21 protein-coding genes are annotated in these 23,080 nt (G+C 57.5%); 14 read left to right on the forward strand and 7 right to left on the reverse strand.

Going from position 1 to position 23,080, the window contains the following annotated elements:
• Nucleotides 1-61: 61 nt before the first annotated feature.
• The 5 genes from fdrA to AM410_RS12555 are packed head-to-tail and all read left to right on the forward strand — an operon-like array spanning nucleotide 62 to nucleotide 6,965.
• Complete coding sequence (gene fdrA / locus AM410_RS12535; protein WP_059306469.1) at nucleotides 62-1,603, forward strand: acyl-CoA synthetase FdrA; 1,542 nt, start codon at nucleotides 62-64, stop codon at nucleotides 1,601-1,603.
• The gene (locus AM410_RS12540; RefSeq protein ID WP_032680426.1) at nucleotides 1,603-3,018 is read left to right on the forward strand and encodes a DUF1116 domain-containing protein; all 1,416 of its coding nucleotides are present in this window, start codon (nucleotides 1,603-1,605) and stop codon (nucleotides 3,016-3,018) included. The genes fdrA and AM410_RS12540 overlap by 1 nt, the downstream gene beginning before the upstream one ends.
• Nucleotides 3,019-3,029: 11 nt before the next feature.
• A complete protein-coding gene (locus AM410_RS12545) occupies nucleotides 3,030-4,574 on the forward strand; it encodes a hypothetical protein (protein ID WP_032678822.1) in 1,545 nt (514 codons plus the stop codon).
• A gap of 44 nt (nucleotides 4,575-4,618) precedes the next feature.
• The gene (locus AM410_RS12550; protein WP_025203405.1) at nucleotides 4,619-5,569 is read left to right on the forward strand and encodes a carbamate kinase family protein; all 951 of its coding nucleotides are present in this window, start codon (nucleotides 4,619-4,621) and stop codon (nucleotides 5,567-5,569) included.
• Between the two features lie 16 nt (nucleotides 5,570-5,585).
• Complete coding sequence (locus AM410_RS12555) at nucleotides 5,586-6,965, forward strand: amidohydrolase family protein (RefSeq protein ID WP_108647896.1); 1,380 nt, start codon at nucleotides 5,586-5,588, stop codon at nucleotides 6,963-6,965.
• 18 nt (nucleotides 6,966-6,983) lie between these two features.
• On the opposite strand, the gene AM410_RS12560 is transcribed toward AM410_RS12555, so the two are convergent.
• Nucleotides 6,984-7,904, reverse strand: coding sequence for a LysR substrate-binding domain-containing protein (locus AM410_RS12560; protein WP_020883878.1), 921 nt, complete (start codon nucleotides 7,902-7,904; stop codon nucleotides 6,984-6,986).
• 281 nt (nucleotides 7,905-8,185) lie between these two features.
• On the opposite strand from AM410_RS12560, the gene AM410_RS12565 reads away from it, so the two are divergent.
• From AM410_RS12565 to AM410_RS12585, 5 genes are all read left to right on the forward strand, one after another.
• Nucleotides 8,186-9,517, forward strand: a complete 1,332-nt coding sequence (locus AM410_RS12565; protein WP_014171298.1) for an MFS transporter — start codon at nucleotides 8,186-8,188, stop codon at nucleotides 9,515-9,517.
• Nucleotides 9,518-9,553: 36 nt separating this feature from the next.
• Complete coding sequence (locus tag AM410_RS12570; protein ID WP_014171297.1) at nucleotides 9,554-10,303, forward strand: SDR family NAD(P)-dependent oxidoreductase; 750 nt, start codon at nucleotides 9,554-9,556, stop codon at nucleotides 10,301-10,303.
• A gap of 12 nt (nucleotides 10,304-10,315) precedes the next feature.
• A complete protein-coding gene (locus AM410_RS12575) occupies nucleotides 10,316-11,161 on the forward strand; it encodes a transketolase (RefSeq protein WP_040018943.1) in 846 nt (281 codons plus the stop codon).
• A complete protein-coding gene (locus tag AM410_RS12580; RefSeq protein ID WP_047956005.1) occupies nucleotides 11,161-12,159 on the forward strand; it encodes a transketolase family protein in 999 nt (332 codons plus the stop codon). Before AM410_RS12575 ends, AM410_RS12580 begins: the two co-directional genes overlap by 1 nt.
• A 73-nt stretch (nucleotides 12,160-12,232) precedes the next feature.
• Nucleotides 12,233-12,967, forward strand: a complete 735-nt coding sequence (locus AM410_RS12585) for a class I SAM-dependent methyltransferase (RefSeq protein ID WP_108647898.1) — start codon at nucleotides 12,233-12,235, stop codon at nucleotides 12,965-12,967.
• Here AM410_RS12585 and AM410_RS12590 read toward each other — a convergent pair.
• Nucleotides 12,961-13,563, reverse strand: coding sequence for a short chain dehydrogenase (locus tag AM410_RS12590; RefSeq protein WP_025203409.1), 603 nt, complete (start codon nucleotides 13,561-13,563; stop codon nucleotides 12,961-12,963). The genes AM410_RS12585 and AM410_RS12590 overlap by 7 nt on opposite strands.
• A 97-nt stretch (nucleotides 13,564-13,660) precedes the next feature.
• On the opposite strand from AM410_RS12590, the gene AM410_RS12595 reads away from it, so the two are divergent.
• The 3 genes from AM410_RS12595 (at nucleotide 13,661) to AM410_RS12605 (ending at nucleotide 16,421) form a co-directional block, all read left to right on the forward strand.
• Entirely contained in the window at nucleotides 13,661-14,569 is a 909-nt protein-coding gene (locus AM410_RS12595) for a LysR family transcriptional regulator (protein ID WP_032678815.1), read from the forward strand.
• Between the two features lie 66 nt (nucleotides 14,570-14,635).
• Nucleotides 14,636-15,817, forward strand: coding sequence for an aminotransferase-like domain-containing protein (locus AM410_RS12600; RefSeq protein WP_044868553.1), 1,182 nt, complete (start codon nucleotides 14,636-14,638; stop codon nucleotides 15,815-15,817).
• An 85-nt stretch (nucleotides 15,818-15,902) separates the two neighbouring features.
• Nucleotides 15,903-16,421, forward strand: a complete 519-nt coding sequence (locus AM410_RS12605) for a DUF6622 family protein (RefSeq protein WP_181012741.1) — start codon at nucleotides 15,903-15,905, stop codon at nucleotides 16,419-16,421.
• Between the two features lie 2 nt (nucleotides 16,422-16,423).
• Here AM410_RS12605 and AM410_RS12610 read toward each other — a convergent pair whose 3' ends face one another.
• Nucleotides 16,424-16,843 carry a hypothetical protein gene (locus AM410_RS12610; protein ID WP_108647902.1) on the reverse strand — a complete coding sequence of 140 codons (420 nt, stop codon included), beginning with the start codon at nucleotides 16,841-16,843 and terminating at the stop codon, nucleotides 16,424-16,426.
• A gap of 69 nt (nucleotides 16,844-16,912) precedes the next feature.
• Between AM410_RS12610 and AM410_RS12615 the strand changes: the two genes are divergently transcribed.
• Nucleotides 16,913-17,671, forward strand: coding sequence for an AraC family transcriptional regulator (locus AM410_RS12615; RefSeq protein WP_236900063.1), 759 nt, complete (start codon nucleotides 16,913-16,915; stop codon nucleotides 17,669-17,671).
• On the opposite strand, the gene nudI is transcribed toward AM410_RS12615, so the two are convergent.
• The 4 genes from nudI to AM410_RS12635 all read right to left on the reverse strand — a co-directional run bounded on the left by nudI (nucleotide 17,643) and on the right by AM410_RS12635 (nucleotide 23,018).
• On the reverse strand, nucleotides 17,643-18,068 hold the full coding sequence (gene nudI / locus AM410_RS12620; RefSeq protein ID WP_108647903.1) for a nucleoside triphosphatase NudI: 426 nt from the start codon (nucleotides 18,066-18,068) through the stop codon (nucleotides 17,643-17,645). The genes AM410_RS12615 and nudI overlap by 29 nt on opposite strands.
• 171 nt (nucleotides 18,069-18,239) lie before the next feature.
• Nucleotides 18,240-19,409 carry an HlyD family efflux transporter periplasmic adaptor subunit gene (locus AM410_RS12625; RefSeq protein ID WP_086462978.1) on the reverse strand — a complete coding sequence of 390 codons (1,170 nt, stop codon included), beginning with the start codon at nucleotides 19,407-19,409 and terminating at the stop codon, nucleotides 18,240-18,242.
• 10 nt (nucleotides 19,410-19,419) lie between these two features.
• The gene (locus AM410_RS12630) at nucleotides 19,420-21,618 is read right to left on the reverse strand and encodes a type I secretion system permease/ATPase (RefSeq protein ID WP_047356649.1); all 2,199 of its coding nucleotides are present in this window, start codon (nucleotides 21,616-21,618) and stop codon (nucleotides 19,420-19,422) included.
• Complete coding sequence (locus tag AM410_RS12635) at nucleotides 21,615-23,018, reverse strand: TolC family outer membrane protein (protein ID WP_108647905.1); 1,404 nt, start codon at nucleotides 23,016-23,018, stop codon at nucleotides 21,615-21,617. Before AM410_RS12635 ends, AM410_RS12630 begins: the two co-directional genes overlap by 4 nt.
• Nucleotides 23,019-23,080: the final 62 nt, after the last annotated feature.

A 23,080-nucleotide genomic window follows, 5' to 3' on the forward strand; every position in this document is an offset into this window, starting at 1 on the left:
TTTTACCGACGTGCCTATTGCACGACGGCGGCCCCCTTTTATCCTCATTCAGGAGAAAATAATGCCCACCAAAATCGTCATAAAAAAGAATACCTATTTTGACTCGGTGTCATTGATGTCGGTTTCCACCAGGGCCAATAAATTGCCGGGCGTTGAGCAGGCTTTTGTGGCTATGGCGACAGAAATGAACAAAGGCGTATTAAAAAATCTCGGGCTATTAACGCCGGAATTAGCGGATGCCAAAAACGGCGACTTAATGATCGTGATTAAAGGCGAGGCGGCGAATGACGAAACGCTGGCAGCCATCGAAGCGCTTTTCACCCGCAAGGAGAGCGGCGGGAGCCATGAAGCACGTTATGCCACCCTTGCCAGTGCGAAAACCCATCGCCCTGAGAGCAACCTGGCGGTGATTTCGGTAAACGGCACGTTTGCCGCCCGCGAAGCACGTCAGGCGCTGGAAAACGATCTCAACGTCATGCTCTTCTCCGACAACGTCAGCCTTGATGATGAACTGGCGCTGAAGCAGCTGGCACACCAGAAAGGGCTGCTGATGATGGGGCCGGACTGCGGCACGGCCATTATCAACGGTACCGGGCTGTGCTTCGCCAATGCGGTGCGCCGCGGACCGATCGGTATTATCGGGGCGTCCGGGACCGGCAGCCAGGAGCTGAGCGTGCGGATCCATGAATTCGGCGGCGGCGTGTCGCAGCTGATTGGCACCGGCGGGCGCGATCTGAGCGAAAAGATAGGTGGCCTGATGATGCTGGATGCCATCGCGATGCTGGACGCTGACGACGCCACCCAGGTGATTACCCTCATCTCTAAACCGCCTGCGCCGTCGGTGGCAGAAAAAGTGCTGGCCCGCGCCCGCACCTGCCGCAAACCGGTGGTGGTCTGTTTCCTCGGTCGTCATCAGCCGCCGGCTGATGAAGGCAACCTGCAGTTCGCCCGTGGCACCAAAGAGGCGGCGCTGAAGGCCGTGCTGTTAACGGGGGTGAAAAAAGAGTCTCTCGACCTGCATCCGCTGAACTGGCCACTGATCGAAGAGGTGCGTGCCCGGCTGACACCCCAGCAGAAATACATCCGCGGCCTGTTCTGCGGCGGCACCCTGTGCGATGAGGCCATGTTCGCCGCGCTGGAAAAGTTCGACGACGTCTACAGCAACATTCAACCCGACCCGGCGAAACGGCTGGACGATATCAACGTCAGTAAAGCCCACACCTTCCTTGATTTTGGAGATGACGATTTCACCCACGGCAAACCGCACCCGATGATCGACCCGACCAACCGCATCAGCCGCCTGTTGCAGGAGGCGCGTGACCCCGAGGTGGGCGTGATCGTGATGGACTTTGTTCTGGGCTTTGGCGCGCACGAGGATCCGGTTGGCGTGATGCTTGAGGCCATAAAAGAGGCGCAGGCGACGGCGAAAGCCGATAACCGCCCGCTGGCAATTCTCGGCTATGTGCTCGGAACCGACCAGGACTCACCGTCCCTGGCACAGCAGTGTCAGCTTCTGACCGAGGCAGGGGTGATCTGGGCGAGCAGCAGCACCAACACCGGATTACTGGCACGTGAATTTGTCTTTAAAGGGGAGACTGCCTGATGACGACCTTATTTAACCAGCCGTTGAACGTGATTAACGTCGGTATCGCGCTGTTCAGTGCGGATCTCAAAAAGCAGCATATCCCCGTGACCCAGCTCGACTGGACGCCGCCGGGGCAGGGGAATTTGCAGGTTGTAGAAGCGCTGGATCAGCTGGCCCTTGCGCCACTGGCTGACAAAATCGCCGCCGCCAATAAGATTGCCCTTGAGCGCATTATCCAGTCCCATCCGGTGCTGGTGGGCTACGACCAGGCGATCAACGTTGTGCCGGGCATGACCCGCACCACCATTCTGCACGCCGGTCCGCCCGTCAGCTGGGAAAACATGTGTGGCGCAATGAAAGGGGCCGTGACCGGGGCGCTGGTGTTTGAAGGGCTGGCACGCGATATCGACGACGCGGAGCGCGTGGCGGCGTCAGGGGCGATCACCTTCTCGCCCTGTCACGAGCACGACTGCGTAGGCTCAATGGCGGGCGTCACTTCGGCATCGATGTTTATGCACATCGTTGAGAACAAAACCTACGGCAACCGGGCGTTCACTAACCTTAGCGAGCAGATGGCGAAGATCCTGCGCATGGGCGCCAACGACCAGAGCGTTATTGACCGCCTGAACTGGATGCGTGACGTGCTCGGCCCGATGCTGCGCGATGCCATGAAAATCATTGGTGAAATCGACCTGCGCCTGATGCTGGCCCAGGCGCTGCACATGGGCGACGAGTGTCATAACCGCAACAACGCCGGCACCACGCTGCTGATCCAGGCGCTGACGCCCGGGCTGATTCAGGCCGGGTATCCGGTGGCACAGCAGCGTGAGGTGTTTGAGTTCGTCGCCAGCAGCGATTACTTCTCCGGCCCGACGTGGATGGCGATGTGTAAAGCCGCCATGGATGCCGCACACGGTATTGAGTACAGCACCGTGGTCACCACCATGGCGCGTAACGGCTACGAGTTCGGCCTGCGCATTTCCGGGCTGCCGGGGCAGTGGTTCACCGGCCCGGCGCAGCAGGTGATAGGGCCCATGTTCGCGGGCTACAGGCCGGAAGACTCCGGGCTGGATATTGGCGACAGCGCCATTACCGAAACCTACGGTATCGGTGGTTTTGCGATGGCCACAGCCCCGGCGATCGTGGCACTGGTGGGTGGCACGGTGGATGAAGCCATCGATTTCTCCCGTCAGATGCGCGAGATCACCCTCGGTGAAAACCCGAACGTCACCATTCCGCTGCTCTCGTTTATGGGCATTCCAACCGCCATCGACATCACAAAAGTCGCGGGCAGCGGCATTCTGCCGGTCATTAACACCGCCATTGCCCACAAAGACGCAGGTATTGGCATGATTGGGGCGGGCATCGTTCACCCGCCGTTTAGCTGTTTTGAAAAGGCGCTGTTGACCTTCCGCGATCGCTACTTTTTATAAGGCATGCATCCATGAAAAACATGAAACTGGAGTGGAAAAGAGGTGACTGGGCGGCGTATTTCGGGTTGATGACCAACAACCTGACCAATTTGCTGACCATGATGGGGCTGCTCATTTTTGTCGTCGGCATCCCGAAGGAGATTGTTTATGGACGCATTGCGCCAGCCTTCGGGCTGGCGGTGCTGGTCGCGAGCGTCTGCTACGCGTGGTTTGGCCTGCAGATGGCGCGCCAGACCGGGCGTACGGATGTCACCGCGCTGCCTTCTGGCCCAAGCGCGCCGTCAATTTTCACCGTGACCTTTCTGGTGCTGATGCCGGTCTACCAGCAAACCGGAGATGCGGATTTCGCTATCCAGATTGGTCTGGTGTGGTGCTTCGTGGAGGCGATGATTCTGGCGGGCGGTTCGTTCCTTGGGGAAACCATCCGCAAGATGATCCCGCGCACCGTCCTGCTGTCTTGCCTGTCCGGGCTGGGTCTGCTGCTGCTGGCGATGAACCCGATGCTGCAGGCGTTTGAGGCACCTACCGTGTCGTTCATCGTGCTGCTGCTGATCTTTATTAACTGGTTTGGTAAAAAGCCGATCTTCGCCAAAATCCCGACCGGCCTGCTCTTGCTGATTGCCGGTACCGCGCTGGCGTGGATCTCCGGTCTGCAGAGCCCGGAGGCCATCAAAGCCTCAATGTCGTCGTTTGGCTTTAACCCGCCGGAAGTGCATGTCGACAGCTTTATGCAGGGACTGCCGCACGCATTACCGTACCTGGCCTCTGCCGTCCCGCTGGGTCTGGCGAACTACATTTTTGACCTGGAAAACATCGAAAGCGCCCACGCGGCGGGGGATGAGTACCCGACCCGCAAGGTGATGCTGGCAAACGGGCTGGCCTCCATGCTCGGGTGTCTGATGGGTAACCCGTTCCCGGTGACGGTTTACGTCGGCCACGCGGGCTGGAAAGCGATGGGGGCCAGCATTGGCTACACGCTGGCCTCCGGTGTGACCATGTTTATCGTACCGCTGTTCGGGCTGGGGGCGTTTATGCTCGCCATCATACCGATGACCGCCATCGTGCCGATTCTGGTGTTTATCGGGGTGGTGACCGCCAACCAGGTAGTACGGGAAACGCCCAAAGTGGAGGTCCCCGTGATCTTCATCTGCCTGTTCCCGTGGATCGCCAACTGGGCGCTGACCATGATGAACAGCGTGATGGGCGCGGCGGGGACCAGTGCGGCGAAAATTGGCACCGACGTGCTGCACAGCAAAGGTATCTACTACCAGGGACTGGTGCATCTGGGTAACGGCGCACCGCTCGCCAGCATGCTGTGGGGCTGCATCGCTATCTTCGCCATCATCAACAAACCGCTGCGCGGAGCCGTGGCCGCCGCCGTTGGGGCGTTGCTGGCGCTGTTCGGCGTGATCCACGCGCCAGCGGTTGGCTTTGCCGAAGGCAGTTCGCTGATGTTTGTCACGGCCTACCTGATGATGGGGGGCATGTTTGTGGTGAAACATTTTCTTGATAGCCGCGACGCGGTGAGCGCGGCAGCGCCGGTTTCGGAGTCCTGATAATGGCTGATGTCCTCACCCCGCACCATTTCAAAGGAAACACTATGAAAGAGCTCATGGTCGTCGCCATTGGCGGCAACAGCATTATCAAAGATAACGCCAGTCAGTCCATTGAACACCAGTCACAGGCCGTGAAATTGGTTGCAGAGTCAGTGCTGGAGATGCTGGCGTCTGACTATGACATCGTGCTCACTCACGGCAACGGCCCCCAGGTGGGGCTGGATCTGCGCCGCGCTGAAATTGCTCACGAGCGGGAAGGGCTACCCCTCACGCCGCTGGCAAACTGCGTGGCGGATACCCAGGGCGGTATCGGCTACCTGATCCAGCAGGCACTCAATAACCGCATGGCCGCCCACGGCGAGCAAAAAGCGGTCACGGTCGTCACGCAGGTGGAAGTGGATAAACACGATCCGGGTTTCGCCCATCCCACCAAACCTATCGGCGCGTTTTTCAGTGAGACGCAGCGTGATGCGCTCCAGCACGCCCATCCTGACTGGCATTTTGTTGAAGACGCCGGGCGCGGTTATCGCCGGGTGGTGGCCTCACCGCAGCCGCTGCGTATCGTTGAAGCGGAGGCTATCAAGACCCTGACGCAAAAAGGCTTTGTGGTGATCGGGGCGGGCGGTGGTGGTATTCCGGTGGTGCGCACAGCGCAGGGGGATTACCAGAGCGTCGATGCGGTGATTGATAAGGATCTCTCGACCGCGCTGCTGGCCCGCGAGATCCATGCCGACGTGCTGGTGATCACCACCGGGGTGGAGAAAGTGTGCATCAACTTTGGTAAGCCAGACCAGCAGGCGCTGGATACGGTGAATGTGGCGCAGATGAAACGCTACGTGGCGGAGGGGCACTTCCCGGCGGGCAGCATGCTGCCGAAAATCGTCGCCTCGCTGGCGTTTCTGAACGACGGCGGCAAGCGCGTGATCATCACCTCGCCGGACTGCCTGCCTGCGGCGCTGCGCGGTGAGACCGGTACCCACATTGTGAATGCGTAAGTAAAAGGAAGAGAAGATGAGTGAGAATAAAAGCCGACGCGAGTTTATTAGCCAGAGCGGCAAAATGGTTACCGCCTGCGCCCTGTTTGGCACCACTGGCTCCGTCGCGTATGCTGCAGAGACTGCGAAACCACGTTGTGAGACAGGCAAACCGATGAACATTACCGCCAGACACTACTACCTGGATAACGTGCTGCTGGAGGCCGGGTTCAACGTTGACGGCGGCGTGGCGATAAGCACCCGCACCGAACTGAAAACACTCGAAATTAATGACGGCAAAATTGTCGCCCTGCGTGATAACAAAAGCCATGCCGATGCCGCGCTGCCACACTATGATGCAGGCAGTAAGCTGATGCTGCCGGCAATGCGCGACATGCATATCCACCTGGATAAAACCTTTTACGGTGGTCCCTGGCATTCCCTTAACCGCCCGGCGGGCACGACCATTCAGGACATGATCCGTCTTGAACAAAAATTGCTGCCAGAGTTACAGCCCTACACGCAGGAGCGTGCGGAAAAGCTTATCGATCTAATCCAGTCGAAAGGCTCCACCCTCGCCCGCAGCCATTGCAATATTGAGCCGACATCCGGCCTGAAGAATCTGGAAAATCTCCAGGCCGTCTTAGCGCGCCGCAAGCCGGGGTTTGACTGTGAAATTGTCGCCTTCCCGCAGCACGGCTTGCTGTTATCGCACTCCGAAACGCTGATGCGCGAGGCCATGCAGGCTGGCGCACACTACGTGGGCGGTCTGGATCCGACTAACGTGGACGGTGCGATGGAAAAATCCCTCGACACGATGTTCCAGATTGCGCTGGATTATGATAAAGGGGTGGACATCCACCTGCATGAAACCAGCCCGGCAGGCGTCGCGGCGGTGAACTACATGGTAGAGACCGTGGAGAAAACGCCCGCGCTGAAGGGGAAACTGACCATCAGCCATGCCTTCGCGCTGGCCACGCTCAACGAGCAGCAGGTCGATGAAATCGCCACCCGCATGGCGGCGCAGCAGGTGACCATTGCCTCTACGGTGCCGATTGGCACCCTGCATATGCCGCTGAAGCAACTCCGTGACAAGGGGGTGTTCGTCATGACCGGCACCGACAGCGTCATTGACCACTGGTCGCCGTATGGGCTGGGGGATATGCTGGAAAAAGCCAATCTTTACGCCCAGCTCTATATTCGCCCGAATGAACAGACGCTCTCCCGCGCGCTGGGTATTGCCACCGGTGATGTGCTGCCGTTGAACGACAAAGGCGAGCGCGTGTGGCCAAAAGCGCAGGACGATGCCAGCTTTGTGCTGGTGGACGCTTCCTGTTCCGCCGAGGCCGTGGCGCGGATTTCACCGCGTACCGCGACCTTCCATAAGGGCCATCTTGTGTGGGGCACCGTCTCCTGACGCCACGTCGGGGTATTGCTACAGGTGATACCCCGACAGACGCAGCTCGCGATCAATCCATTCAACAAACTGCTGGATCTTCCAGGTGCGTTCGTTCATGTGCGGCATCACCAGATGATGCGCATTAATGGCGATCCCCGTTTCATCTGGTAGCACCTGCACCAGGGAGCCATCGTTCAGGTGATCGGTGGCCATCATCTTGCTTTCCAGAATAAATCCCAGCCCCATGCGCGCGGCTTCAAAGCTCATGTAAGAACGATCAAAACTCAGGCTGAAGTTGAGCCAGGGGCGGTCGATATTGTGCCAGGCAAACCATTTTTCCCAGTTGACGAGAGTGCTGGTCGACGAGATAAGCGCCTGTGAAAGCAGGTCCTGCGGCGTGTTGACGGGATGTGCACGCAGATATGCCGGTGAGGCCAGCACCACCAGCGCATCGTTTTTAATGGTCATGACCCTGTAAGCGTCCCAGTCCGGGATGCCGTGGCGAATATCAATATCGATGTTATCGCGTGCAAACTGCAGGTTCTCATAGGAGCAGGAAAGATTGACCGTAATATCCGGGTATTCACTGCGAAATTTGCCGAGCCGGCGCAACAACCACGTCAGGCCAAACGTTGGTGAAGAGTGAACGCGCAATACCGGATTATCAGCCTCTTTCATCACCTGTTCGGTTGCACGGCCGATGGCGCTCATCGCTGCGGAGACGTCGCGCAGATATTTTTCCCCCGTCGGGGTCAGGGTCACGCCTTTGCCGCTGCGGATAAATAACTTCTTCCCCATCCAGGATTCCAGCGAGGCGATCTGATGACTGACGGCTGACGCGGTGACGTTAAGCTGTTCGGCTGCCAGATGGATACTGAGAGAGTTGGCCACGGCGATAAAGGACTGAATATTTCGCAGCGAGGGTATGGGGAGGGTCTGGCGATCCTGCGCGGGCATGGCCCACTCCTTTTAAACGAGACAATTTTAAAAAACATAACATTGCGGCATCGTGTCAGCAATTTTTACCCGGCTGAATGGATTAAACATGATCCTGTTCACAGTGTTTTATCGATGAATATTGATGAGAGTTACATTTTATTTTTATGACCTGCATCGCGTATCAAATTTATCTCAGCAATAAATGAGTTTTATTGAATGGTGTTTCGTTCGATAGCCGATATATTGACGTTGAACGCATAAATAAAACGACTCACGTTGTTCGAATAATGAGGTAAAACATGTCTCGTATAGAACAAGTTGCCCCCTACATAGCGACAAAGAAAACCAATTACCGTTTCGTTGTGCTGGCATTAATATTTATTGTGTATGCCATTAACTATGCCGACCGAACAAATATTGGTGCTGTACTTCCTTTTATCATCGACGAGTTTCATATCAATAATTTCGAAGCCGGTGCGATCGCCAGTATGTTCTTTTTGGGATACGCCCTGAGCCAAATACCGGCGGGCTTTTTTATCGCCAAAAAGGGCATTCGCGGGATGGTGGCGCTGTCGATATTTGGCTTCTCGGCGTTTACCTGGTTGATGGGGACTGCGACCTCAGTGCTGGGCCTGAAGTTTATCCGCCTCGGGCTGGGGTTAACCGAGGGGCCATGCCCGGTGGGGTTGGCATCAACGATCAATAACTGGTTTCCACCAAAAGAGAAGGCCACGGCGACCGGCGTCTATATTGCTGCCACCATGTTTGCCCCCATCCTGGTGCCGCCGCTGGCAGTGTGGATTGCCATGACCTGGGGCTGGCGCTGGGTCTTTTTCTCTTTTGCCATTCCGGGGCTGGTCATTGCTGTCCTGTGGTATTTACTGGTACGTACCCGGCCTTCCGAGAGCCCTTTCGTGTCAAAGGGCGAACTGGAGACCATTACCGCAGGTCAGGCGACACCGGATGCCAGACGGGAAAATATCGTGATTTCCCCCGGCTTCTCCCGCCTTGACCGTCTGATCCGCGTACGGGATCTGTCGCCCATCAGCACGGTAAAAGGTCTGTTCACATCGAAAAATATTCTCGGTGACTGTGTGGCCTACTTCATGATGGTCAGCGTGCTGTATGGCCTGCTGACCTGGATACCGCTTTATCTGGTGAAAGAAAAAGGCTTTACGTTCATGAGCATGGGCCTCGTCGCGAGTATGCCGTGTATCGGCGGTTTTATCGGCGCGATTTTTGGCGGCTATGTCTCCGATAAATGGCTCGGGCGCAGGCGTAAACCGACCATGATGTTTACAGCCATCAGCACCGTACTGATGATGGTCATCATGCTGAATATCCCGCAAAGCACCGTTGCGGTTTGTGTCGGCCTCTTTTTTGTTGGTCTCTGTCTGAATATAGGCTGGCCCGCCTTCACCGCTTATGGAATGGCCGTTGCGGACAGCAAAACGTATCCCATCGCCGCATCAATTATTAATAGCGGCGGTAATCTCGGCGGATTTGTTTCGCCGATGCTGGCAGGTTATCTGCTGGATAAAACTGGAAGCTTTAATTCTGTCTTTATTTATTTCGGTATTTGCGCAGCAATTGGATTAGTCATGATTATCTTGCTGGAAGAACCGAAATAATAAATAAAACCTCTCTTACAATACTGGAGTAAATATATGCTTCTGAAAGATAAAGTCGCCGTGATTACCGGCGCGGCTTCTGTGCGCGGTTTGGGTTTCGCCACGGCAAAATTATATGCCGAGCAGGGCGCGAAAGTGGTCATTATTGATTTAGATGCCGAGGCCAGCCAGCGTGCGGCTGCATGTCTGGGTGAAGGGCATCTGGGGCTTGCGGCAAACGTCAGCAACGAGTTGCAGGTGAACGCAGCCATTGAGCAGGTTCTGGGTAAATATGGGCGCATCGACATTCTGGTGAATAACGCCGGGATAACCCAGCCGCTCAAACTGATGGATATTAAGCGCGACAATTACGATGCCGTACTGGATGTCAGCCTGCGCGGTACGCTGCTGATGTCCCAGGCGGTGATTCCCACTCTGCGCGCGCAGAAGTCCGGCAGCATTGTCTGTATCTCTTCAGTTTCGGCACAGCGCGGCGGCGGTATTTTTGGCGGCCCGCACTACAGCGCTGCAAAAGCCGGCGTGCTGGGACTAGCCAAAGCCATGGCCCGTGAGCTTGGGCCGGATAACGTGCGCGTGAACTGCATCACCCCGGGGCTTATCCAGACGGACATCACCGCTGGCAAGCTGAGCGATGAGATGAAAACCGCCATTCTGGCGGGTATTCCGCTCAACCGTCTTGGTGATGCACAGGATGTTGCCCGTGCCGCGCTGTTCCTGGGGAGCGATCTCTCTTCTTATTCCACCGGTATCACGCTCGACGTGAACGGCGGCATGCTGATCCATTAAGGGGAGACGAGAATGACGAATACGACAGTTCAACAGGTTGCCGCGGCCGCGTGGCGCATTCGCCGCTACGCGCTGCGAATGGGCGAAGTACAAGGTCAGGGCTATATCGGTCAGGCGCTGGGCTATGCCGACGTGCTGGCAACTGCGTTTGCGCACGGTATGACCTTCAGGGCTCAGGAGCCGGAGTGGGAAGGCCGCGACCGCTTCCTGCTCTCCCACGGACATTACGCCATTGCGTATTATGCGGCGTTGATCGAGGCGGGGATCGTTCCTGAAGAGGAACTTGAAACCTACGGCTCGGATGACAGCCGCCTGCCGATGTCCGGCATGGCAACGTATACACCCGGCATGGAGATCTCCGGCGGGTCTCTGGGGCAGGGACTCAGCATTGGTGTGGGAATGGCGCTGGGGCTGAAGCACAAACAGAGCACGGCGTGGGTAATTAACTCCATGTCTGACGGTGAGCTGGACGAAGGTTCAACCTGGGAAGCCGCCATGTCAGCCTCGCATCATGGGCTCTCGAACTTGATTGTGCTGGTGGACATTAACCGGCAACAGGCGGACGGTAATTCACATAACATCCTCGGTTTTGAGCCGCTGGAAGATAAGTGGACCTCCTTTGGCTGGTATGTACAACGCGTTAACGGTAACGATATCCCCGCGCTGGTGTCGGCGTTTGATAATGCCAGACGCTATCCCGAACAACAGCCGCGCGTCATCTTATGCGACACGCTGATGGGCAAGGGCGTGCCTTTCCTCGAGCAGCGTGACAAGAACCATTTTATTCGCGTGGATGCCGATGAGTGGCAACAGGCGCTCGCCGTGCTCGATGCGAATAAACCAGAAGGAGTCCTGTAATGAGCCAGCCCGTCGAAAATAAACCGCGTTTAACCACCTCCGCCATGATTGCCTCGATTGCAGAGGAAGGGCAGGAAACCCGGGCCGCGCCGTTTGGCCACGCGCTGGTGAAACTGGCGGCTCAGCGTCAGAACATTGTCGGCATGACGGCAGATTTGTCGAAATATACCGATCTGCATATCTTTGCCCAGGCATACCCTGACCGTTTCTTCCAGATGGGAATGGCGGAACAGCTGTTAATGGGGGCGGCAGGTGGGATGGCCAAAGAGGGCTTTATTCCCTTTGCCACCACCTATGCCGTGTTTGCCACCCGCCGTGCCTACGATTTTATTCATCAGGTCATTGCTGAGGAACACCTCAACGTCAAGATTTGCGCCGCGCTGCCGGGGTTGACCACCGGCTACGGGCCAAGCCATCAGGCAACGGAAGATATTGCGATCATGCGCGGCATTCCGGGCATGACCATTATCGATCCTTGCGATGCGATTGACACTGAACAGGCGGTGCCTGCCATTGCCAGCCACGAAGGGCCGGTTTATATGCGTTTGTTACGCGGTAAGGTTCCGGTGGTGCTGGAACAGTACAATTACCGGTTTGAAATAGGCAAAGCCGCGCTGCTGGAAGAGGGCAGTGATGTGCTGATTATCGCCTCAGGGCTGATGACCATGCGCGCACTGGAGGCGGCAAAGCAGTTGCGCAAGGATAATGTCAGCGTGGCGGTACTTCACTCACCCACGATTAAGCCCCTGGATGAAGCGACCATTCTGGCGCAAGCCGCGAAACCCGGACGTCTGGTTATTGTGGCTGAAAACCACAGTAGCGTTGGCGGGCTTTGTGAAGCCGTGGCGTCGCTGTTGATGCGCCATCGCGTTAACGTCGACTTTGACACCGTTGCGTTGCCGGATGCTTTCCTTGATGCGGGTGCGCTACCGACCCTTCACGCGCGTTACGGGATTTCGACTGCCGCCATGGTAGAGAAGATCCGGCGCAGACTCTGATTTTCAGACGGGTATGTTGTCAACGGGCGAGGGGTGTTTTACCCTCGCCTCTGTTGCGATAAAGGAGTCCGTCATGGCACAAAACATCTACGACAACCCGGCGTTTTTTGAAGGCTATGCCCGGCTACCGCGTTCGGTACAGGGTCTGGACGGCGCACCGGAATGGCCTGCGCTGAAAAGCATGCTGCCACCGTTATCCGGCAAGTCAGTTATCGATCTTGGCTGCGGTTACGGCTGGTTCTGTCGCGCTGCACGCGCGCTGGGGGCGGCAGAAGTAACCGGCGTTGATCTCTCCGAAAAGATGCTCGCCCGGGCGGCTGAACTGACGGACGACGTGCAAATACACTATCAGCGTAGCGATCTGGCATCTCTGGCGTTACCTGAGAACAGCGTTGATTTGATCTACAGTTCACTGGCGCTGCACTACCTGCCGGCGCTGGAGACCCTGTTTGAGCAAATCCGGCGGGCGCTTAAACCCGGCGGCAGCCTCGTCTTTTCAATGGAACATCCGATTTACACCTGCGCCACACGTCAGGGCTGGCTGACCGACGATAACGGCGAGCGTTTCTGGGGCGTTAATCGCTATCAGGATGAGGGCGAGCGCGTTAGCAACTGGCTGGCGGACGGGGTGATCAAATACCACCGTACGCTGGGTACCACGCTCAATGCGCTTATTAAGGCGGGGCTGACAATAACGGAAGTGAACGAATGGGGACCAACGCAGGCACAAATTGATGCCTGGCCCGCGCTGGCCGAAGAGGCGGAACGTCCGATGCTGGTCCTGATTTCTGCCGCTAAGGCTCAGTAACCCACTTTATACACCCGTCCATTCTGCACCCCTTCCACGCTGCGACGATAGGCCTGCGCCACCGTTGCGGCGGGAACACTTTCAAAGCCCGGGAAGAAGCCTTCGTACGCTTCCGCTGATTCGGTAAGCACCGTCGGGCTAATCAGGTTGATGCGGATCCCGCGCGGCAGTTCACAGGCCGCGGCGCGGACAAACCCTTCCAGGGCGGCGTTCACCGTGGTGGCATTCACCCCCTGTGCGATAGGCTCATGCGCCACGATCCCGCTTATCAGGGTGATGGAGCCGCCTTCATTGAGGTAATGCTGGCCGGTCAACGCCAGACGAACCTGTCCCAGCAGCTTATCCTGCAAGCCCTGATTGAAATCGCTGTCTTTCATGGTCGCGAGCGGGCCGAAGTGCAGGCCGCCACTGGCAGAGACAATCGCATCCACCGCACCGATGTTTTCAAACAATGCCTGCACGCTGGCCTGAGAGGTGATATCCACCTGGTAGTCGCCCTGCGTGCGACCCACGCGGATCACGTCGTGGCGACGGCTCAGCTCTTCTGTTACCGCACGACCGACCGTACCGCTGGCACCAATAATCACGATTTTCATAGCTGACTCCTTAGGTTGTGAGCCTTCATTCTTTAATAAATCAAAACTCAGATAAACTGGGCTAAAGTTAGAGGATTGCTAACCAGGGGTTTGGAATATGGATAAGCTTCGCAGCATGGAGACCTTCATTGCTGTCGTTGAGAGCGGCAGTTTTACCGGCGCGGCAGGCCGGCTGGAGATGTCGGCGGTGATGGTGGGGAAGTACATTGCGTTGCTGGAGTCTCAGCTCGGCACCCGGCTGCTGGAGCGAAATACGCGGCGTCAAAGCCTGACGGACGCCGGGCGGGTCTATTTCGACGAGGCGAAGCGGGTGCTGGAGCAGGTCTCTATCGCCGAAAGCGCGGTTGAGCGACTGCGTGCCGCCCCAGCCGGGACCTTGCGGGTCACGGCGCCCACCTCGTTTGGGGGGTGTGTGATAGCCCCTCTCACCGCGACCTTTTTGCAGCGCTACCCGGACGTGCGCGTGGAGCTGGATCTGACCAACCGGATGGTGGATCTGGTGGATGAAGGGGTCGATCTGGCCATTCGCATCGGTGACATTCATAACGACGATCTGGTGGCGAAGTACCTCTGCCCGTACCGAATGGTGATCTGCGCGGCCCCGGCGTATCTGGCGCGTTACGGCACGCCGCGAACGCCTGCCGATCTGGCGGATCATCTCTGCCTGTCACACACGGTGTGGACCGCGCGTAACGAATGGCGGCTACCGGGGGTTGAAGGCGAGATGCGCTGGAAGCGCGATGCCATTCTGCGCTGCAACGATGGCTATGGGCTACGGATGGCGGCGAGAGCGGGGGCGGGATTATTACTGCAACCCGAAGTGCTGGTGGCGGAAGAGCTGGCGAGCGGCAGGCTGGTGCAGGTGCTGGAGAACTACACGCCTGCGCCACGACCGGTACATTTGCTGTGGCGCCAGGATTTACGTCCGCTACCCAAGCTCACGCAATTTGTCGCGCATATTCTGCAGGGCGCGGAATATTTCGGCCATGCCGTTGAAGAAAAGTAATTATCAAAGCCGCAGACTTATGCTACTAAGATTAGGCACATTATAAAAAAAGAAGGTAAGCAAAGAATGTCTGTGAATAAACTCGCCAGCAGCGCACAGGGCCTGCAATCATCTGCCATCCGTGAATTATTAAAACATAGCAAAATGGCCGGGGTGATTTCGCTGGGTGGCGGTATTCCTAACCCTGCACTGTTCGATCATGAAGGCCTGAAAATTGCCGCTGATGCCGTATTATCACAGCATTTTGGTGAAGCTTTTCAGTACGGTCTGACCGAAGGCATCCCGGGGCTGCGTGAAGAAATTAAGCTCATCTGTGAAGGCCGTGGGATTTCCTGCAAGGCCGATGACGTGGTCATTACGTCCGGTTCGCAACAATCTCTCGACGTGCTGGCGCGGGCGTTAATTAACCCGGGCGATACCGTCGTCGTCGAACGTCCAACGTATCTCGCGGCACTGCAGGTATTTGGTCTGGCACAGGCCAAATTTGAATCCGTGGGCACCGATGGCGACGGAATGAAAGTGGATGAACTTGAAGCACTGGTGGCGAATAAAACCATCAAGGCGGTTTATATTGTTCCGACATTTGGTAACCCGGGTGGGGTAACGCTTTCTGAGGTGCGTCGTAAACAGCTGGTGGAATTATCGAAGCGCTATGACTTCGTTATTATCGAAGACGATCCGTACAGCGAAATTAATTATACCGATGAAGTGTTCCGCCCGTTAATTGCCCATGCCAAAGATATCGGCAATGAAGAGAACGTCGTCTATACCTCGACCTTCTCCAAAATCCTCGCCCCGGGCACTCGTGTGGGCTGGGTGCTGGTACCGGAGTGGCTGAAACGCGCGGTGGTTAATCTCAAGCAAACCACCGATCTGCACACCAGCACGCTGTCACAGCTGATGACCTACGAGTACCTGAAAACCGGTCGTCTGGCCGATCAGATTAAAATGATCCGTGAAGCCTACCGCCAGAAATACCAGACCTTTGCAAATGAACTGGAGGCGGAACTGGGTGATGTCATGACGTTCCATAAGCCGAAGGGTGGAATGTTCCTGTGGGCCAAAATGAACAATGGCATCAACACCACGCGCTGGCTGGAAAAAACGTTAAGCAACGGCGTGGTTTTTGTGCCGGGTGAGTTCTTCTATTGCAATGAGCCAGACCATACGACGCTGCGCATGTCGTTTGTCACGCCAACCGATGAAGAGCTGAAAGAGGCGGTTCGTCGCCTGAAAAAATCGCTGTAACAGACCTGCGCATAATGGCACCTGTGCTGTTATGCGCATTACTTGTGCAGTGCGGCCAGCGCCGCAAGCGTTCATGGTGAATCCCATGTTTGAATTTCTGATCGGTATCCTCACGCACACCCCCGTCTGGGTGTGGGTTCTGTTTATCTTTCTTATCTCACGCGGCCTCAATGCCCGTAAGCCTGCCACCATTACGCTGGAAAGGCTGGCCATCATTCCTGCCATCTTTCTTATCTGGGATATCTACGATCTGGTGGTTTATCGCGATCTTACTCTCGCGACGGTGGCCCTTTGGGTTGCGGGGATTGTGGCGGGCGCGGCGCTGGGGTATGTGCTGATTAAGCAGACGGTCATCACCCGCACCGACGCGCCGCGTACCCTTTATCGCCAGCCTGACAACACGGCTCTGCCGTTTATGATGCTGGCATTTGGGGTGAAATACGTGCTGGGGGTGATGAACGCCCTCTCTCCCCAGACGTTGCAACAGCCCGCCATGAGCGCGCTGGCGATAGTCTCCGGCGGGGTATTTGCCGGAGTGTTTATCGGGAAGTTTACGCGCTATGTGAGTGTGTATCTCAGCGGCGCACCGCAACCGGCTGAGTAACATTAGCGCGTTGCATGGGCCAGCGTGCGAGCAGAAGCTTCACCGTTGGCTACTCGCGTGACTTCGTGGATCCGGCAGATTTTTCCTGCACATAGCGTGGCAAACATATAAACCTCTATTTCAGCCTGATGGCCTTCGGGATACGTGACGGTCACGATATGCCGGTCAGCCAGCAGTGTGTCATGACACCCTATCTGTTCCACGCGGAAGGCGATATCGCGGATCTGCGAACGCACGTGCTCCAGGTGCTGAATAAATCCAGAATAATCAAGAGAATGACCGTCCGTGATCTGCTGATACTCTGGCGAAAAAACGTCTTTCGGATCAATCTCGCCTTTAAACAGGCCGGTCAGTAAACGGGACATTTCCTCACGCAAAATAGCATTGTCAGACTGGGTAATCAGGCGGGTGATGATGTTCATGATGACTCCTCGTTGCGTTGAGCCGCCATTATCCTTGACAGACAGAGACGTAGTTTCTGTAATAAGCCAATGAATAACGATTTTCGGCCAAATAACGTGGTCAGCTTCGAGACACTTTTGCATCCAGGTGGATACCATACGCCGTGGCACAGCCATCAGGCCGGTCAGCTCTGGCGGATTACGACGGGTCTGCTGGTTGTCGAAACAGCGTCTGGGCGTTCGGTTGTACCGGCGCAACATATCGGCTGGATCCCGCCTGGTCAGGAGCATGCTGCCTTTTCCGGAAGTGTGATTGACGGTCGTGCGATCTATCTGGATCCCGCAGGGTGTGAAGCGCTGCCCGGTGAAACGACGCTTTTCGAACCCGACGAGCTCACCAGCGCGCTGTTTTCACGCTTAAATGCTGAAGGCAGCGGGTACGATCCGCGAAAGCTCGCCCTGCTGCTGGATGAACTGGCGCGGGGCCGTCAGGTGCGCTATCTGCTGCCCATGCCAGCCGATCCCCGATTAAAGAAGGTAGCCAGCCATCTGATGCAACGTGTGGACGACAACCAGACGGTTGAGCACTATGCCTCCCTTGCGGGAATGAGCGTGCGAACATTCCACCGTCGGTTTAGCGCGGAAACGGGCATGAACGTTGTTAACTGGCGGCAACTTGCCCGCGTCATGCGGGCAATGGAGTGGCTGGCAGCAGGTAAACCGGTTGGCTGGATCGCGCTGTCGTGCGGCTACAACAGTATCAGCGCGTTTATTGAGGTTTTCAGGGCCTTTACCGGCAAAACGCCCGGGCAGTGGGCGCTTAAAGAAGCCCCTTCTGTGCGAAGGTAATGCGTGTGGCTTCGTTCAGATCCAGTGCTTTGATCGCTTCCGGGCGAACCCAGGCAACCTCCTGAAACTCGTCGTTAAACGTTACCTGCCGATTTGTGCTGATGCAGTCGAAAATCAGGTAAATCATATAAATCTCTTCCGTGGTGCCATCGGCATAGGTTTTCACCCGAATGTCATCGCGAAACGCCCAGGGTTTGACCTCCGTGATCTCCAGCGCGTCGCCCAGCTCTTCGCGAATTTCACGGCGCAGCGCCTGCTCCATGGTTTCTCCCGGCTCCATCCCGCCGCCCGATAATGCCCACTGGCCGGGAAATACGCCGCGGTCATCGGCCATTTTGCACAGCAGATACGCCCCGTCGTTCTGAATGATGGGGCAGACAATAGTTCGTTGACGCATGGTTTCTTCCTGAAAAATGAGTTTGGGCTATTTTAACAGAAGGCGGAAAGGGAAAAGGCAAACGAGGTCAGACTTTCGCCGCTGGCTTAAGCGGTATTGTTGCGGGTTACGGATGCCATGACTCCGGCCCTCTTCCACGGGCAGAGGGCCGGACAAACAAACCGCCAGTGATTAGCGCTCTCGCAGTGCCTCTTTCGCCCGGTTGAACGGCTTGATCATGTAATCCAGTACCGTTTTCTCACCGGTTTTAATGTCCACCGTCGCAATCATCCCCGGCACGATTGAGAAGTGCCTGCCTGCTTTATTCACCAGGTAATCCTGGCTGGTGCGGATAAATACCCGGTAATAGAACACCTCCGGCTTGGCTTCGTCCTGAATGGTGTCCGGCGAAATGGTTTCAACCACGCCGTGCAGCCCGCCATAAATGGCGTAATCGTAGGCGGTGATTTTTACCAGCGCTTCCTGATTCGGATGGATAAAGGCGATATCGCGCGGGGAGAGGCGGGTTTCGATCAGCAGGTGATCGTCCACCGGCACAATCTCCATCAGCTCGCCGTTAGGCGGGATGACGCCACCGATGGTGGTGACTTTGATGTTTTTCACGATTCCGCGCACCGGAGATTTCACCGTTAAGCGGGTCACTGAATCCTCGCGGCCTTTGAGGATCGCCGAGACCATATCCACTTCAGCGTTGGCCTTGGATAACGCCTCGCGGGCCTGAACATAGTACTGGGATCGCACGTCGGTGAGTTTCAGCTCCAGATCGCTTTTCTGCCGCTGCAGGCGCAGTACCTCCACGTGGCTGGCGGCGCCGGTTTTCACCAGACGCTGAGTGATCGCCAGCTCCTTATTCGCAAGATCCAATGCCGCACGCAGCTCCCGCTGGGTATCTTCCAGCTGCGCACGGCGTGAGTTATAGAGCCGGGTTTCGGCGGCGGTCAGATCGGTCCACTTCGCCAGCGAAGGGGGAAATTTCAGCGGCAGATCGTTTACCTCGGCGTACAGTCGCACGCTGGAGGCCAGCGAGGCACGGTAGCGCGCCGCGCTTTCACCAACGTTAGATTCTGAACGCGTGGGATCGAGCCGCGCCAGCACTTGTCCGGCCTGCACCTGGTCACCCTCATGGACGTTCAGCTCGGTGAGGATCCCCCCGTCGAGCGACTGTAAAACCTGCTCGCGCGAACTGGGGATCACTTTGCCCGTGCCGGTTGAGACTTCATCCAGCACGCCAAACCACGCCCAGACGCCAAGTACCACGAACATCAGTAAAGAGAAGATAACAATCCGCCGCGCACCGGTGTAGCCGCTTTCGGAGTCGAGCGCATTGTCCAGGTCGTCCATTGCGGCGACGTCACGCTGACTGATTTTCATTTTTCCACTCCCGTCCGGTTGCTGCCTGCTGCTGCTGTTGTTGCATGCGGCTGTTGTTCAGTGCCTGTGCTTTCGGCGCGTCCATCACCAGCATTCCCTCTTTGAGCACCACGACCCGCTCCACCAGTTCCAGCACCGGCACGCGATGCGTGGCGACAATCAGGGTGCGGTTGCCAAGCCAGGCGCTCAGACGCTGGATAAATTCCCGCTCGGTGTGCTCATCGAGCGACGCAGTCGGTTCATCCATCAGCACAATATTGGGGTCGCGAAGCAGCATGCGCGCCAGCAGAATGGATTGCCGCTGGCCGCCGGATAACCCCACGCCGTTCTCCATAATCGGGTAGTCCAGACCCTTCGGCAGTTTCTGCACAAAGCCCGCAGCGCCGGTTAACTCCAGCACCTCGAAAATCTCCTCATCGGTGGCGCGCGGCATGCCGAGGGTGATGTTTTCGCGCAGGGTGCCGTAAAAGAGCCGGGCGTTCTGGGTCATAAAGCCGACGTTACGCCGGACATCGGCGACATCGAGGTGCGGCAGGCTGAAGTTATCGAGCCGCAATTCACCGCCGGCGAGATCCATTCCGCCCGCCATCGCCTGCAGCAGGGTCGATTTTCCGGCGCCGTTACGCCCGAGGATCGCCACTTTTTCACCTGGCTTAATCTCCAGACGGTTAATGCGCAGGGCCATGCGCGGATCTTCCGGGTGATAGCGGAACTGCGCCTGCTCGAAAAGATAGTGACCGCGCAGTACGTCCTGGCGGATCGGCGTCTCCTCACGCTGGTTTTCTGTGGGGAGCTGCATAATGCTGTCCAGTCCCTCTTTCGCCGCTTTGACCTGCTGCCAGCGCGCCAGCACGCCGCACAGGGTAGCCATCGGAGCGATCATGCGCGAGGCCAGCATCGAGGCGGCGACCACCGAACCGGTCGTCAGCGTGCCGTCGATCACCATCGGCGCACCGACAACGATCACCCCGGCATAAACCAGGCTCTGAATCGTCATTCCCCAGCTGATCAGATTCTGGGTCAGTTCACGGGTGCGCAGGCCAGATTCAGCGGTGATCTGGATGTAGCTGTTCCACTGCTGCAAAAAGCGGTTTTCCGCCTGCATCAGCTTTATGTCCTCCAGCCCCTGCACGCTCTCCACCAGCACGGCGTTGCGCAGGGTGGATTCGTGCGCCGACTGCTTCGCGAGCTCTGCCAGCTTTTTCTGCAGTAGCAGACCGGGCAGGACCATGATCACCGCGGCGACCGGTGCGATCCACGCCAGTTGGGGAGCGATGATTGCCAGCACCACCACGAACAGGAAAAAGAAGGGCAGATCGACAATTGTGGAGATGGTGGAGGAGGTGACCATCTCGCGGATCTGCTCCAGCTCGCGTAGCTGGGAGATAAAGCTGCCGGTCGAGCGAGGGATGGCGCTGTTGCGCAGCCGCAGGGCGTGACCGAAGACCCGATCCGATACGCGCAGATCGGAGCGTTTGCCCAGCAGATCCATAATGTGCCCGCGTGCCACGCGCAGCACAAAGCCAAACAGGGTGGCGATCAGCACGCCGATGGTCAGGACATACAGCGTCGGGTAGGACTGCGCGGGGATCACCCGGTCATACACCTGCATGGAAAAGACAATCCCCGACAGGGACAGGACGTTAATGAACAGCGCGGCGAGCATCACCCAGCTGTAGGGGCGCAAGTCGCGCATCACCAGCCGGTAAAGCCAGTCCGGACGGTATTTCGAAATATAGGCATCCACGCGGCTGTCTTTTAGCGCGGCCAGTGGACGCAGGGCAATGACGTGGCGGATGGCGGGCAGCATGGCGGTCATCGAAAGCCGGTTGGTGTAGGTCTGATCGTCGAAAAAGCTGACCTCCAGCGTATCGTCGCCATCGAAATGTTCGATCACGCCGATCCTGCCGTCGTTCATTGCCGCCACGACCGGCAGACGCCAGCTGTTGATCGCCTGCTGATCCGCCGTCAGCAGCTGAAACGACAGCCCTGCTTCACGGGCCAGCTGAGTCAGTGCAGGCACCATCGGTTTTCCTTTTAGCCACGGCGCGCCCGCGAGCAGCGCACCGGGGGAGCAGGCGACGCGGTAGCGCGTGGCGACAAAACCAAAGGCCTGCGCCCACTGCGCCAGGGCCTCATCCGTCATGGTCTCACCTTGCGGGATATCGCGTTGCTTCATGGCTGGATCTCCACGGTCTGGATGGTGCGGTTATCAAGATCGAACGCGTGACGCAATTGCCCGGTGTTATAGAGGCAGTTAAGCTGCAGCTGGTGCAACTGTCCTAGGGTCTGCTGCTGGGTAAAACGCGCCTGATAGACCTCCTGCTCGGCGTTAAGCACATCGAGCAGCGGGCGCGAACCCAGATCGAGATATTGCTGCTGATAGAGTTCACGGGTGCGGGCGCTGAGCGCCTCCTGACGGCCCTGAATCTGCAGCGTGCTCAGCAGGCTTAATACCTGGCTGCGCGACTCCAGCAGTTTCTGGCGTACCTCGAGGCGGGTACGCTGAATGGTGGACTGTGCGGCTTCTACCGCGTGGCCTGCAGCGTTACGCCGGGCGGTGAGGCCGCCACCCTGATAGAGCGGCATCTGCACTTTCACCCATGCAGAGTATTGGGTACGATCCCGCGTTTCGTTACCCGCATAGCGTTCGTTCAGGTAGTGGCGCACCTCCGGCTCCAGCGAGACGGTCGGTGTCATCTGGGCGTCGGCGTAGTCGAGATTGGCCTGGGCGACGTTAGCCTGCGCCCAGGCGGCTAATACTGCCGGGACCAGACGATCGTCCGGCTCGGCAATGTCGCAGCTGCGGGCCAGCTTTTGTGGAAAATCGTTGCTGATCGTGTTGAGGGTGTTCCAGCCAAGAAAGCTCATCAACGTGGCACGGGCGCTGTCGAGGCTGGACTGGTACTGCATCAGCTGGGCGCGCGCGCCTTCGATACGTGCATCGGTCTGCACCACGTCAGAGAGTGAGGTGGCTCCTTCGTCATTACGCTGGCGGGTGAGGGTACCAATCGAGGAGAGCGCCTCAAGCTGCTCTTTGGCGGTGTCGACCATTTGCTGCCAGGTTTGCACCTGCACCATCGCGATGGCGGTATCGTGAGCGATGGTGTCGATGCTGACCAGCACGTTGGCCTGCTGCTGGGCGACGCCGGCACTTTCCGCACGCACCTGGCTTGCCACCTTGCCAAAGTCGTACAGCATTTGTGAGAGGGAAAGCACCAGCGACGGAGTAAAGCCATTATCGTCGCCGTCGTGGGTATAACCGTTATCCATGCCGGCATTAATTTGCGGATAGTATTTCGATTTGGCGACGTCCACCTCTTCGCTTTGTTGGTAGAGTTTCCCCACGGCTTCACTGATGGCCGGGTGCCAGGTGACGGCGCGGTTGACGGCTTCGCCAAGCTGCAGCGTGCCGGGGGCAGCCTTGCCGACGACAGGTGCCACGCGGCCATTCAGAGAGGGGAGTTCCTGCGTTTCACGGAGTTGTCCGGTATTGATCATCGCCGCCGGCGTCGCGGAGAGGGCGGGCACAGATATCAGGCAGCACGAGAGCCACCAGTAAGGCATCTTCATTCCCATGTCTTATCCCTAATAAAAATGTACTGCTTTATTGTTTATGCCCGGGCGCTGTGCGCCCGGGT

Source organism: Enterobacter cloacae complex sp. FDA-CDC-AR_0164 (genome assembly GCF_003071645.1).
Lineage (GTDB): Bacteria > Pseudomonadota > Gammaproteobacteria > Enterobacterales > Enterobacteriaceae > Enterobacter > Enterobacter ludwigii.